Genomic DNA, 12,924 nt, shown 5'->3' with positions numbered 1-12,924 from the left:
GGGCTCCCCGGCGGCGGTACCCCGCATGGCATGAGGGACCGTCCGCCGATTCCGGGCAGGATCTGGAGGAGCGTCGGTCAGCTGGCCCGGGTGAGGAACTCCTTGAGCAGTGGGCCGGACGTGGTGGCCCCGAGACCGCCGTCCTCGACGAAGACGGCGACGGCCAGGTCCCCGTGTGTCGCCACGATCCAGGCGTGGGTCTTGGGTGGGGAGTCGTTGCCGAACTCGGCGGTGCCGGTCTTCGCGCCTACGGGCGCGCCGGGGACGGACGAGAGGAATCCGGCATGCCCGCTGGTCACGACGGCGCGCATCATGTCGGCCAGTGACGCCGCCTCCGCGGCCGTGACCGGCTTGCCGGCGGCGGTGGCCGGTGCGGGGGCAGGGGCAGCCGAGGCGGCTGCATCACCGGATGGCGGGACTGCCGGCGTCGTGCCGGGGGTTTCTGTGCCCGCGGCCGCCGGGTCGGCAACGCCCTCGTTCGGGTTCAACACCAGTTGGGCCGCGACCGGGGCGCCCTTCGCCACGGAGCCCGCCATGACGGCGGCGGCCAGCGGGGAAAGGAGCACCTTGCCCTGGCCGATCATGGAGGCCGCGTGTTCGGTGCCCTCGGCCTCACCCGGGACAGAGCCAAGGAAGGCGGCGGCTCCCAGCGCTGGCGCCTCGACTGCGACGCCCAGCGAGGTCGCGGCGGATTCGAGCTGCGCCTGGCTGACGCCGTCCCGTGCGTTGATGAAGGCCGTGTTGCAGGAGTGGGCAAAGGCGTCGCGCAGTGTCACGGACCCCAGGGAGGACTCGGGATAGCCCTCGGCGTTCTTGAAGGTGCGGCCGTCCACTGTAAGGGTTGGCGGGCAGTCGACCGTGGAGTCCGGAGTCATGCCGTTGCGGAACATGGCTAGGGAATCGATCATCTTGAAGATCGAACCGGGGGCGTACTGGCCCAGCATTGCGGTGTCGTAGCCGTTGCTGCCGGGTCCGGAGGCGGCCGCGAGGACGGCGCCGCTGGAGGGCCGGAGCGCCACGATGGCCGACGCCGGGCCGACGTCGGCGAGGACGTCCTCGGCCAGTTGCTGCAGCTTCGGATCCAGGGTGGTCTTCAAAGCCGTCCCGGTCTTGACCTCGGTCCGGAACAGTACCCTGCGCGGGTCCGTCGTGGCCGCCTTGATCTCCTCGGCAGTGAGGCCGGCTTTCTGGGCCCTGATCACAATCCCGTCGCTGCCGCGCAGCTGAGCGTCATATTGCTGCTGGAGGCCGCCGATGCCGGTGGTGTCGCCGGGCTTAAGCGCGCCGCCCGACTTCTCGATCTGCTCGGCGTTCGCCTCGGCGGCAGTCCCCAGCAGGGCCCGAGCGAAGGTGCGGGTGGGTGCCAGGGGGAGCGAGTCGGGGACGGCCCGGCCGCCGGGAATCGCCGAAATCTGCGCGTCGGTAATGGTCCGGCTGCCGTCGTCGCGCAGCGTGATGGCGGAAACGAACGCCTCGGGACCGGCCGCCGCGACCTGCTGGGCGTAGCCAGCCGGATCGACGCCCACCAGCTTGGCCAGCTTGGTGGCGGAGTCCGCCGGGTCGGCACCGCCGAGCGCGGGCTTGTCGACGCCGACCTTTACCACCGGCCGGTAGGTGACCAGCGGAACGTTCCCGGCGCCGAGGATGGCGGCACGCTGCGGGGTGTCCGTGGAACGGGTAACGATCTCGCCGTCAGCGAGTTCCGGAACCAGCATGGCCGGCTTCCATACGGTGAGCCACTTGTCGCCGGACTTCTTCAGCTGCGCGGAAACGGTGTATTTCCATTCCTCCGCGCCGACTTTCCAGGCGTAGTTGAGCGGGAAAGTGGCCGTGTCCGCGTCAAAGGTCAGCTCTCCGGCCTGCACTGCTGGTTTGTCCGGGTCGAGCCCCTGGAAAATTTCCTTGAGCTGGTCGTTGACGGCGCCGGACTCCTTACCGTCAAAGCCGACGGATCCGACGTCGAGCGCCGACACCGCGGTGGCGAGCTGTTTGGCAGCGTCTTCCGCGCCGGCCCGGCCGTCGCCGCAGGCAACCAGCGAGGTGCCCAGAACAAGACCCACGAGGGCCAGTGCAAGTTTTGGTGAGTTCCCCATGGCGTAATTATGCCCCGGGGCACGGACAACCCCCGAGTCACGAAGCCTCACAGAACCCGCCGCTTGGCAGACCCTAGTCGCGCCGGATGATCCTGCGCTGGGCGGCGACGGCAATTGCGGCGGTGCGGTTATCCACGCCGAGCTTGCCGTAAATGTGCACCAGATGGGTCTTGACCGTTGCCTCCGAGATGAACAGCTGCTTCGCGATCGCACGGTTTCCCATGCCGGTGGCCAGCAGCTCCAGCAGCTGAATCTCGCGGGCGGAGAGGACTGGCTCCGGGTTCCGGATCCGGCCCATCAGCCGGGCTGCGACCTCCGGAGCCAGTGCCGTCCCGCCGCCCGCCGCGGAGAGCACCGCCTGGCGGATCTGCTCAGGCGGGGCGTCCTTGAGCATGTACCCGCTGGCGCCGGCCTCGATGGCGGAGAGAATGTCAGCGTCCGAGTCATAGGTGGTCAGGATGAGCACGTGCGGCGCGGGCCGGCCGGCTTCTCCCGCCTTGATCCGGCCGGTTGCGGTGACGCCGTCCATGCCTGTACCCATCTGCAGGTCCATGAGCACCACGTCGGCCGGCTCGCCGAGCGTGTGAAGCTTGGCCAGTCCGGCCAGCGCGGCGCCGCCGTCCGCGGCCTCGGCTACCACCGTGATGCCTTCCAGATCACCCAGCATGGCACGCAGCCCGGCCCTAACCACCGGGTGATCATCCACCAGGAAGACGCGGATGGCGGTCATTGCCGGCTGCCTCGGGATCCCGCCGACCGGGTGGACCCTAACGACCGGGCGGCGGAGCGTGTCCCTTCGCCCAGTGGCAGCCGAATGGCTACCACCGTGCCCTCCCCGGGGGCCGATTCGATGTCCACCTGGCCGTGCAGGGCGGCCACGCGTTCGCGCAGCGCCGTCAGGCCGTAGCCGGACCCGTCCGGGCGGGCCGGACCTGTTGCGGGGAGGAATCCGGTGCCGTCGTCGTAAATGTCCATGGCCACCTCCGTGCCCAGGAATGAAAGGGTGACGACGGCGTTGCTCGCCCCCGAATGAACCCGGACGTTGGCCAGGCTCGCCTGCGCGGCACGGAGCAGGGCGGCGTCGTGAGTGATGGGCAGTGCCACCGGCACACCTTCGACCTCGAGCCGGCAACTCAATCCGCCACCGCCGCCGCCCGCGGCCGCTTCGGCTTGGGTTGTTTCGCACAGCCGGTGGAGGCCGGTCAGGAGGGAGCCTTCGGCCAGACCGGGGGACTTTAGTGCCAGGACGAAGTTGCGGGCCTCTGCAAGATTGGCTGCGGCAGTGTCCCGGACAATGCGGAGCCGTTCACGCGCCACGGTGAGATCGCCGTCGTCCAGGGCCTTCTCGGCCGCCCGTCCCATCAGAACAATGCTGGACAGGCCCTGGGCCAGGGTGTCATGAATCTCCCGGGCCAGCCGGGTGCGCTCGGCCTGGGTGCCGGCATCGTGCTGGGTCCGGGCGAGTTCGGCACGGGTGCGGCGGAGTTCTTCCGCCGCCAGCCGCTGGTTTTCTGCCTCTAGGAATAATGCCCGGTAGGCCAGCCCCGTCACCACGGCGAAGGCTGCGCCGAACGCAGGGCCCAGCACCATGGGCAACTGCAATGCCGCGCTGGCCGACTCCGCACTGGCAGGAGATGCAATACCGCCGTTGTGGAACCAGAGCGCCGTGATGACCAGAACGGTGCTCAGGGCGATCGCTGCAAGGGCAAGCCGCCGCCGGAGTAGGTGCAGCTGCAGGAAGAACAGCGGGAAGGCTAGCCAGACGAAGTCGGCGCTGGCCCAGACCAGCAGCAACCAGAGCAGGCACACGCCGCCCAGCCACCAGCCGGAATATGGCCCGGGATCAAACCGGGCCGGGCGCAGGGAATGCCGCTTTTCCAGAACGGTGCCCGCGAGGTAGAACGCGGCGAGCAGCAGGGCCAGCAGCAAGGTGATCCAGCCTGGGCCCGCGATCCCGCCGGCCATGAGCCGGACGAGCGCCACCAGGAGCAACACGGCGAAGCCGACATGAAGGCTCACGCGAAGGACCCGCAATATGACGGCCGTCCCCGTGTTGCCGGCGTCTCCCTCCATGCTTCCAGCGTAGTGCCGTCTGGGCTGGTCCCCTCCGGAAAACGTTCCGTGGATGGCGGAATCAACCATTCGGTTGATCGGGAGGCCGTCCGTTCGGCGCCCGCGATCCAGCCCCGCGGCCGATGCTTCGAACCGGGGTGTTGGGGAGGCTGGAAGCAACGCCATAGACGCCACGAAAAGGAAACCATGTATCTCGCTATCCGCGACATCCGCTTCGCCAAGGGGCGGTTCGCCCTCATGGGCGCGGTCGTCGCCCTCATCACGCTCTTGCTCGTTCTGCTCTCCGGGCTCACCGCCGGACTGGGCAATCAGTCGACGTCGGCCCTCGCGGCCCTCCCGGCCGACCAGTTGGTGTTCGGTGCCCCGGCCGGGGGCGCACCCAAGGCCTCGTTCACGGAATCCGAAATCACACGCGCCCAACTGGCGGAATGGTCGGCACGCGATGGCGTTGGCCGGGCCGAGGCTATAGGGATCGGCCAGAGCCGGTTCCAGGTGCTGGGTGACGGAGATGTGCCGGCCCGCACGGGAAGCGTGGCGGTCTTCGGCACCCAGCCCGGCGCCGGGCTGGCACCCGCGCCGCTGTCGGAGGGAACCATCGCGGTCGGAACCAGCCTCGCGAAGGAACTGGATCTCAGCATCGGCAGCCGTGCCTCGGTGGGCGGCACCGAGCTCGTCGTGACGGCCATCGTTCCGGATCAGTGGTACTCGCACACCGGCGTCGTCTGGACCACCTTGGAGAATTGGCGGAGCCTGGCCCACATCCCGGACGGGGGGACCGCAACGGTGCTGGCCGTCACCTTTGAAGGGGCCGCCGACGCCGGAACCGCCGTGGATCTCGATGCCGCCAACATAGCCGCCGGCACTGTCAGCACCACCGTGACGGGCTCTTTCCAGGCACTGGGCTCCTACAAGAGCGAGAACGGCTCACTGCTGCTCATGCAGGCGTTCCTGTACGGCATCTCGGCCCTCGTGATTGTCGCCTTTCTGACGGTGTGGACAGTCCAGCGCACCCGGGACATCGCCGTGCTGAAGGCCCTCGGCGCTTCCGGACGCTACATTCTCCGGGACGCCATGGCGCAGGCTTCTCTGGTCCTGCTGGCCGGGGCAGCCGTGGGTGGCCTGGTCGGCATTGCCTGCGGATACTTCGCGTCCCGTGCCGCGCCGTTCCTCCTCACCCCCTGGACAGCTCTGCTGCCAATGGCCGGAATCGTGCTCCTGGGTCTGGCCGGCGCAGCCCCGGCGGTCCGCAACACCACAGCCGTCGATCCGCTCATCGCCCTCGGCGGCAATTGACCAGCCGGCCCCGCAGTCAAAATATTCTTGAAAGGCATATCTCGTGAATTCCACGCAGAACTCCGCACTGAACTCCGCCCTCAACCTTGTCAACGTCACGCTGGAGTACCCCGACGGCGACGGCATCCTCACGGCGTTGGACGATGTGAGCCTCAAGGTTCACCCGGGGGAGTTCGTGTCACTCATCGGCCCCTCCGGGTCCGGAAAGTCGTCCTTGCTGGCCGTAGCCGCCACCCTCGTCCGGCCCTCCGCCGGCCTGGTGGTGATCGGTGGACAGGACGCTGGCGGACTGCCGGACGCCGGCCGCACGGCGCTGCGCCGGAGCAAGGTCGGAATCGTCTTCCAGCAGCCGAACCTCCTGCCCTCCCTCACCGCCGTCGAGCAACTCGTGATCACGCAGCGTCTTCGCGGCCGGGCCAGTCACGCGGCCACCGAACGCGCCGCAGGACTGCTGGAACTAGTGGGTCTCGGACCGGCCATGGCTAAGCGGCCGCACCAACTGTCCGGCGGACAACGGCAGCGCGTCAACATCGCCCGGGCACTGATGGGAGACCCTGCCGTGCTCCTTGTGGACGAACCCACGGCGGCCCTTGACCACGACCGCAGCGACGCGATTGTCCGACTGCTACGGCAGGTCACGGACGAGTTCGGCGTGGCCACGGTCATGGTCACGCACGATACCCATTTCGTTCCGATGACGGACGCCGTGGCAATCATGCGCGACGGACGGCTTGCCGCCAAGACGGGAACCTCAGCCGATAAGGCCCCTGCGTTAGCCGGCGTAGTAGCCCAAATCGGGCACGTCGAGGCCGAACATGTCCCGCAGGGCATATTTCGCCGCGTGGAACCCGGGCATCCCGGAGACGCCGGGACCCGGCGGGGTTGAGGACGAGCACACGTACACGCCTGGCAGCGGCGTCCGCCAGGGAACGCGGCCCAGCACGGGCCGCCGTAGCATTCCCCGCAGGTCCATCCGGCCGCCGCTGAAATCCCCGCCGACATAGTTCTCGTCATAGGCCGCCAGCCCGGCGGCCGTCGTCACGCTGAACTCGACCACCACGTCCCGGAACCCGGGTGCGAAGCGTTCCAGCTGGGCCATAACGGCGGCGCTCATGTCCACCGTGGAGTCTGCCGGGACGTGGCAGTAGGTCCAGAGGATGTGCCGGCCGGCCGGAGCGCGTCCGGCATCGAACCGTGAAGGCTGGGAGACCAGCACGTAGGGCCTCTCGGGGTGCCGGCCGGACGCAACCTGGCCTTCCGCCTCGGCGGTCTCGGCCCGGGTGCCGCCCACATGGACCGTCCCGGCGTCGGCGAGCCCGTCCGCCGCCCATGGCACCGGTCCGGAGAGGATGAAGTCGACTTTGCAGGCCGCGTTCCCGAAGCGGAAGGACTCCAGGGCACGCCGGTAACCCGCCGGGAAGCTGCCGTGCCCCAGTTCCAGGAGTCCGGGCGGTGCCACGTCGAGCAGGGTGGCCCGGGCAGGCGGCAGCTCGGCAAGGGACCCGATCCGCCTCCCGGTCTCGATTACCCCGCCATGGTCTTCGATGTCGGCGGTCAGCGCGCGGGCAATCGCGGCCGATCCGCCGTGTGGAACAGGCCAGCCGCCGGCATGTGCCAGGGCCCCCAGCAGCAGGCCGGCCCCGGCGGCAGTCAGGGATGGCAACGGTGCCACGGCATGCGCGGCGGCGCCGCTGAGCAGCGCGGGCGCAAGGTCCTCCCTGAATCTTGCATTCCACAGCCGCGACCCCTGTTCGAGGGTCCGGAGGCCAAAAACCGCGGCCGCGGCCGGGTCCCGCGGCAACCGCAACAGCTGGTTCAGGGTCAGCTCGGCCACACCCTCCGCCCGGGACACGAGCGGCGCCATGAGCCGGCGGTAGGAGGCGCCGTCCCGCCCCAGTTCAGCAGCGGTGCGGTCCAGGGAGCGGTAAGCGAGGGCCGCCCGACCGCCCGCGAGCGGAGACCCGAAGGAGACTTCCGGCACCGCAAAAGGTACCCGCCGGGATAACTCGAAGCGGCGGAAGAAGGGCGAGGCCAGCGCCATGGGGTGCACGGCCGAACAAAGGTCGTGGAAGTGGCCGGGTTCGATCAGTTCGGCGGTGCGCAGCCCGCCACCCGGAGTGGGGGCGGACTCAAACACGCGGACTTCCAGGCCGGCCCGCGCCATGGTCGCCGCCGCAGCCAGCCCGTTGGGGCCGGATCCGACGACGGCGACGTCAGTCACGTGCGGTGGCCCTCCGCCATGGCAGCAGGGACGCCGCGGGCCGGCGCAAGTCCACCCGCAGCCAGTCAGGGGCGCCGTCGAAGGGGCCGCCATGCGGATCATCGACGCGGTAGCGGCGGACAACGTCGCAGGACGGATCCCAAATATCCCAGGCCACGCGCGCCATCAGGTAGCCGGTGGCGAGCATGTGGGCGACCACTGCCAGGACGTAGTAGGGCATATCAATGTTGTGCTGCGTCGAGCCGCCGCTGGTCGCCTGCCCCAGGTACATCCAGATGGCCCCCCAGTGCAGGGCTTCGATGGCCTGCCAGATCAGGAAGTCCCGCCAGAGGGGCCGCGCGAGGGCGATGAGCGGGATCAGCCACAACACGAACTGGGGAGAGTACACCTTGTTGGTGAGGATGAACGCCGCCACGATCAGGAACGCCAGCTGCGCGATCCGCGGCCGCCGCGGCGCCGTCAAGGCGAGGACCGCAATAAGGATGCACGCCAGGAGGAACAGGTCCAGCGCGAGGGAGTTGATGGCCTGGGCCTCGAGCTGGTTCCAGCCCAGGCGGCCGGCCAGCAGGTTGTAGGCGAACCAGGGCGAGCTGTAGCCCGCCGGCCGCTCCTGAGTGAACTGATAAAAGTACTTCCAGCCGTCCGGATTCGCGGCGGCCACCGGGAGGTTGACCGCCAGCCACGTCCCGGCGGCGGCCCCGGCGGTTACCAGCAGGGCCCGGATGCGTCCGCTCCGGAGCGCCAGCAGCAGGACGGCGCCGAGGATCAGCAAGGGGTAGAGCTTGGTGGCCGTGCCCAGGCCGATGAAGATTCCGGCCAGGACCAGCTTGTTGCGCGAAAAGAAATACATGCCAAGGGCCAGCAGGCACACGGCCCACATGTCCCAGTTGATGACGCCGGCCAGGACGATGCCGGGGGCGAGGGCCACCATCGCCGCATCCCAGGAGCGCCGGCGGTACGTCCGAGCCGTGGCCAGCACCGTGATGATCCAGACGGCGGCGATCAAGGTGGCGTTGACATCGAAGTAACCCAGGACTCGGGGGTTCCCCGTTCCGGCACCGGGCACCAGCAGCGCCGTGGCTCCCGCGATGAAACCCATCAGGACGGGATACTCAAACAAACTTCCTTGGGTGATGAAGGGGAACGCGCCGTCGCCAAGGCCACGGCTGCGGAACAGCTCCGGAAAGTCCGAGTAGCAGGTGGCGTAGAACTGTCCGGGTGTTTCCCAGCCGTTGGTGCGGCAGAAGTTCTTGAGCAGAATCCCGGCCAGGGCAGCAAGGACGGTGAGGATCACCAGCACCCGGTCCACCGTGAAGAATCCCGGCGAAACGATTCCTGGAGCCGAGCGGTGGCCCAAGGGGCCGCCCACGAGTTCCGTGAAGTTCCGGAGAAAGGGGTCGCTGCGGCTCGGGATGACCAATCGGACCCGTTTGCGCTGTTCCGGCGGCTTTGTCTCCTGCATGACCTCGAGCTTACCGGGGGCTGTTGACCCTCACCGTTCCGAGTCCTCCTTCGCTGCAGGCCGTCCTGCCGGTCAGTGATCTCGTCCCGGTACGGGACGAGGGAGATGTCCGGAGGTCAGCGGATGAGGCCGGCCCGGTGCACTGCGAGAAAGACGTCCTCACGTTTCTGGTCCAGAAGCTGGCCGTTGAAGCGCGTCGCCTCCTTGCGAGCAGGTTTTCTGCTGCGGAGCAGGACCTTGTAGAGCTCCTTCATCATGGTTGTCACCTCCTTTCAAGGGTGTGGGCAAGGCGTGCGGGGGCAGGGAATGCGGCCGGGGATTACCGTGACCGGCGGATCGAAAGACAGTACGCAACAATTGCAAAGCCTTTTTGGGCATGACAAATAAAGCCATAAGTATCAAAGATTCGAATACAAAAGCCGGCCACAATAACCGTACGCAGAATTGCGGTGGGGGATTCGGACCAGAATTCAGCCGGAATTCCGACGACTCGGATGGTATTCGGCGGAGAACGGCCTCGGGACGCGGGCGTGCGGCATGCCCCAACAAGAAGCTGGGTTCCGAACTATGGGGTGCTGCGCAACCGCGTGGTCCCGCCTGTTCAGGCTGAGCTCAAGAAGCTTCCCGGAGGGGAGGCCCGTATCCGGCGGTCCCAGTCAGCTATGCCTGGGACGGCGGGCCGGTTAGGAGACGGTCAGTCCGAAATTCGGGCGCGGTTCAGCGAAGGAGGCCGGGATCGCGGTGGTGGAGTGCATCCGTCCGCTAGTCAAAGTAATCATCATTTTCCCAACCTCCTTTTCAGTCCTGCCGTAGCCCCGGCAGACTGGCCGGGCAACGCGCGCCGTGACCCCGGCAAATCGCCCTGGGGTCAAAAACAAAAGTACACTACGAATACCGCAGTTGCCTATCGAATTGAGAAAGTTTTTTGAAATTGGGTATTAATAACCCGATTTAGAGTCCCCAGCGCACGATAGCCGGCGTCTTCTTGTCCCATCCCAAGGTGCAGACTTTGGCGGTGCCCAATACGAAATGCCGGCCCTCGTGCGGATCGAGCCCAAGCCAGCGGGCGGTTAGGATCCGGGAGAAGTGACCGTGGGCGACGATCAGCACGTTGTCCAGGCCGGATTCCAGCACCCGGGCCACGATCTTGTCTGCCCGGGCGGCGACGTCGTCAAGCGCTTCGCCGTTGGGGACGCCGTGCGTCCAGATCAGGTATTCGGGGTTGTCCTTGCGGATGAGGTCTGAGCTGATGCCCTCGTAGTCGCCGTAGTCCCATTCGACCGCCAGCGGCTCCAGCTGCGCGTCGGGATAGCCGGCCAGTTCGGCGGTCCGGCGGGCACGGCGCAGCGGTGAGGTCAGCACCAGGTCAAAGTCGACGGTCTCCAGCACCCGGCGCGCCTCCACGGCCTGCTGCTCGCCTTCCACCGTAAGCGGCATGTCCGTGAGGCCTGTGTACTGTCCGCTCTTGGACCATTCGGTTTCACCGTGCCGGAGGATCCACAGTTGCGGGCGGGGGCCGTTGGAAGGTGTGTTCACTTAGGACTCCTCAGTGGTGGAAGGTTCGACGCCGGCCGGCGCCGCCTCGGGCTGGGCCGCCCACCATTCCCGCAGGCGGGATTCGGCGGCGGGGGGATCAAGCGGACCGTGCTCCATGCGTTCCTCCAACAGGAATTTGTAGGCACGTCCGACGACGGGACCGGGTTTGAGCCCCAGCAGCGCCATGATCTGGCCGCCGTCCAGGTCAGGGCGGACGGCGTCGAGGGATTCCTGTTCCCGCAACGCCGCAATCCGTACCTCGAGGTCGTCGTACGCGAAGGACAGCCGGTCCGCCTTGCGCTGGTTCCGGGTGGTGACGTCCGAGCGGGTGAGGCGATGCAGGCGCTCCAGAAGGGGCCCGGCGTCCGTGACGTAGCGGCGGACCGCGGAATCGCTCCAGCCGGCCTCGCCGTACCCGTAGAACCGCATGTGCAGCTCGACCAGCCGGGCCACGGCCTTGATCGAGTCATTGTCGAAGCGGAGCGCCTTCATGCGCTTGGCGGTCAGCTTGGCGCCCACCATGTCGTGGTGACGGAAGCTTACGGCGCCGCCCGGTTCAAAGCGGCGGGTGGCCGGCTTTCCGACGTCGTGCATCAGCGCCGCGAAGCGCAGCACAAAATCCGGACCGGGAACCGGGCCGTCCACCGGCGTTTCCAGGGCGGCGGCCTGTTCGAGGACCTGGAGCGAGTGCTGGTAAACGTCCTTGTGGCGGTGGTGCTCATCGGATTCCAGGCGCAGCGCCGAGACTTCGGGCAGCACGAGGTCCGCGAGCCCCGTGTCCACGAGCAGGTCCACGCCGGCCCGTGGATGCGCGGCGCAAATGAGCTTGACGAGTTCATCGCGCACGCGTTCGGCTGAGATGATGCTGATCCGTTCCGCCATCCGGGCCATCGCCTCGCGGACTTCGGGGTGCAGCGACACCCCCAGCTGGGCCGCGAACCTGGCGGCGCGCATCATGCGCAGGGGGTCATCGGAGAACGACGTTTCCGGCGGCCCCGGCGTGTTGAGGATGGAGGCGTGCAGGTCGCGTACGCCGCCAAAAGGATCCACCAGCTCCATCATGGGCAGCCGCAGCGCCATGGCGTTGATTGTGAAGTCCCGCCGCAGCAGGTCATCCGTGAGCGAGGTTCCGAAAGCTACCACCGGCTTCCGGGATTCAGGATCGTAGGCGTCGGCCCGGTAGGTGGTGACTTCGATCTGAAAGCCGCCCTTGCGCATCCCGATAGTGCCAAAGGCGCGCCCGATCTCCCAGTAGTTGTCCGCCCATTTCTTGATCAGGGCAACGGTCTGGTCCGGCGTGGCGTCGGTAGTGAAGTCCAGGTCAGGAGAGACCCGGCCCAGAAACAGGTCCCGGACGGGACCGCCCACGAGGGAGAGCTCATGGCCGGCATCGACGAAGCGCTGCCCAAGCTCCAGAACCACCGGGTCCACCTGGAAGGAAACGGTGTGGGTGTCAGTCTTGTGATGTGCGTGCGCCATAGTTACTTAAGCTTGTCAGAAATCCGCGCCAGCACCACACCGGACGCCTCCAGGTTCCGGCCGGTTCGTCACGATCGCGGACGAACCGGCACAGACCCACTTTCCCCGCCGTCTGCTTTCCGGCCATGTTTAGGTCATCAACAGCGGGCAAGAGTCGTTAGAGTGGTCATCATGGCCCATCCCGTACCGAGCGCTCCCGGCAGGAGGACAAACGCACCGTTGCCGTCGGCAATAGGTGCCAACGTCGCGCCGGCCCAGCACGCGGGCCACGCCGCCCTGCCCACCGTGGAGGAAATCTCCGCCGGCGGCGTCGTGGTGGACATGTCCGACGCCGAGCTGCGGGTGGCGATTATTGCGCGCCTTAATCGCGGCGGGCGTCTGGAATGGTGCCTGCCGAAGGGGCATCCGGAAGGCAAGGAAAGTAACGAGGAAGCTGCCGTCCGCGAGATCGCCGAGGAAACCGGGATCGAGGGAAAGATCCTGGCGCCGCTGGGAAGCATCGACTACTGGTTCACCGTGAGCGGGCACCGCGTCCATAAGACGGTGCATCATTACCTCCTGCGTGCCACGGGCGGGGAACTCACGATCGAAAACGATCCGGACAAGGAAGCCGTGGATGTCGCCTGGGTTCCCATCCATGAGCTGGCCCGCAAACTCTCCTTCCCCAATGAGCGCCGGATAGCGGATCTTGCCAAAGAAGTCCTCCCGGAAGTGCACTAGAAGGTATCGAAGCCTCACCGGACCGGCCGGTCACGGCCACGGATAGC

At 67.5% G+C, this 12,924-nt stretch carries 10 protein-coding genes and 1 pseudogene; 3 read left to right on the top strand and 8 right to left on the bottom strand.

Going from position 1 to position 12,924, the window contains the following annotated elements:
* Nucleotides 1-77: 77 nt before the first annotated feature.
* From BM372_RS10375 to BM372_RS10365, 3 genes are all read right to left on the bottom strand, one after another.
* On the bottom strand, nt 78-2,093 hold the full coding sequence (locus tag BM372_RS10375; RefSeq protein WP_090954857.1) for a penicillin-binding transpeptidase domain-containing protein: 2,016 nt from the start codon (nt 2,091-2,093) through the stop codon (nt 78-80).
* Nucleotides 2,094-2,166: 73 nt separating this feature from the next.
* Nucleotides 2,167-2,823: a response regulator gene (locus BM372_RS10370; protein ID WP_090954855.1), complete on the bottom strand. Its 657-nt coding sequence runs from the start codon at nt 2,821-2,823 to the stop codon at nt 2,167-2,169.
* Nucleotides 2,820-4,166 (bottom strand): sensor histidine kinase, encoded by a 1,347-nt coding sequence (locus BM372_RS10365; RefSeq protein WP_090954853.1) that lies wholly within the window; start codon nt 4,164-4,166, stop codon nt 2,820-2,822. The genes BM372_RS10370 and BM372_RS10365 overlap by 4 nt, the downstream gene beginning before the upstream one ends.
* A gap of 186 nt (nt 4,167-4,352) precedes the next feature.
* Between BM372_RS10365 and BM372_RS10360 the strand changes: the two genes are divergently transcribed.
* Nucleotides 4,353-5,459: an ABC transporter permease gene (locus BM372_RS10360; RefSeq protein ID WP_090954851.1), complete on the top strand. Its 1,107-nt coding sequence runs from the start codon at nt 4,353-4,355 to the stop codon at nt 5,457-5,459.
* Nucleotides 5,460-5,526: 67 nt separating this feature from the next.
* A pseudogene (locus BM372_RS10355) lies at nt 5,527-6,216 on the top strand (ABC transporter ATP-binding protein); the annotation flags it as partial.
* Between the two features lie 15 nt (nt 6,217-6,231).
* Here BM372_RS10355 and BM372_RS10350 read toward each other — a convergent pair.
* From BM372_RS10350 to BM372_RS10335, 5 genes are all read right to left on the bottom strand, one after another.
* The gene (locus tag BM372_RS10350) at nt 6,232-7,680 is read right to left on the bottom strand and encodes a phytoene desaturase family protein (RefSeq protein WP_090954849.1); all 1,449 of its coding nucleotides are present in this window, start codon (nt 7,678-7,680) and stop codon (nt 6,232-6,234) included.
* Complete coding sequence (locus BM372_RS10345; RefSeq protein ID WP_090954847.1) at nt 7,673-9,142, bottom strand: glycosyltransferase family 87 protein; 1,470 nt, start codon at nt 9,140-9,142, stop codon at nt 7,673-7,675. The genes BM372_RS10350 and BM372_RS10345 overlap by 8 nt, the downstream gene beginning before the upstream one ends.
* A 116-nt stretch (nt 9,143-9,258) precedes the next feature.
* Nucleotides 9,259-9,399 (bottom strand): hypothetical protein, encoded by a 141-nt coding sequence (locus BM372_RS20655; RefSeq protein WP_177235958.1) that lies wholly within the window; start codon nt 9,397-9,399, stop codon nt 9,259-9,261.
* A gap of 694 nt (nt 9,400-10,093) precedes the next feature.
* Nucleotides 10,094-10,678: a histidine phosphatase family protein gene (locus BM372_RS10340; RefSeq protein ID WP_090954845.1), complete on the bottom strand. Its 585-nt coding sequence runs from the start codon at nt 10,676-10,678 to the stop codon at nt 10,094-10,096.
* Nucleotides 10,679-12,157, bottom strand: coding sequence for a CCA tRNA nucleotidyltransferase (locus tag BM372_RS10335; RefSeq protein ID WP_090954843.1), 1,479 nt, complete (start codon nt 12,155-12,157; stop codon nt 10,679-10,681). It lies immediately after the preceding gene.
* 171 nt (nt 12,158-12,328) lie between these two features.
* On the opposite strand from BM372_RS10335, the gene BM372_RS10330 reads away from it, so the two are divergent.
* A complete protein-coding gene (locus tag BM372_RS10330; RefSeq protein WP_256214182.1) occupies nt 12,329-12,877 on the top strand; it encodes an NUDIX hydrolase in 549 nt (182 codons plus the stop codon).
* Nucleotides 12,878-12,924: the final 47 nt, after the last annotated feature.

The sequence above is a fragment of the Arthrobacter sp. ov118 genome (assembly GCF_900116495.1).
Lineage (GTDB): Bacteria > Actinomycetota > Actinomycetes > Actinomycetales > Micrococcaceae > Arthrobacter.
The sequence above is the reverse complement of the archived record's forward strand: the minus strand, read 5'-3'. Positions and strand labels throughout refer to the sequence as shown.

Coding starts and splice junctions, on each gene's coding strand:
- BM372_RS20655 (WP_177235958.1), bottom strand. CDS start 9,399: ATGATGAAGGAGCTCTACAAGGTCCTGCTCCGCAGCAGAAAACCTGCT.
- BM372_RS10375 (WP_090954857.1), bottom strand. CDS start 2,093: ATGGGGAACTCACCAAAACTTGCACTGGCCCTCGTGGGTCTTGTTCTG.
- BM372_RS10360 (WP_090954851.1), top strand. CDS start 4,353: ATGTATCTCGCTATCCGCGACATCCGCTTCGCCAAGGGGCGGTTCGCC.
- BM372_RS10365 (WP_090954853.1), bottom strand. CDS start 4,166: ATGGAGGGAGACGCCGGCAACACGGGGACGGCCGTCATATTGCGGGTC.
- BM372_RS10335 (WP_090954843.1), bottom strand. CDS start 12,157: ATGGCGCACGCACATCACAAGACTGACACCCACACCGTTTCCTTCCAG.
- BM372_RS10370 (WP_090954855.1), bottom strand. CDS start 2,823: ATGACCGCCATCCGCGTCTTCCTGGTGGATGATCACCCGGTGGTTAGG.
- BM372_RS10345 (WP_090954847.1), bottom strand. CDS start 9,142: ATGCAGGAGACAAAGCCGCCGGAACAGCGCAAACGGGTCCGATTGGTC.
- BM372_RS10330 (WP_256214182.1), top strand. CDS start 12,329: ATGGCCCATCCCGTACCGAGCGCTCCCGGCAGGAGGACAAACGCACCG.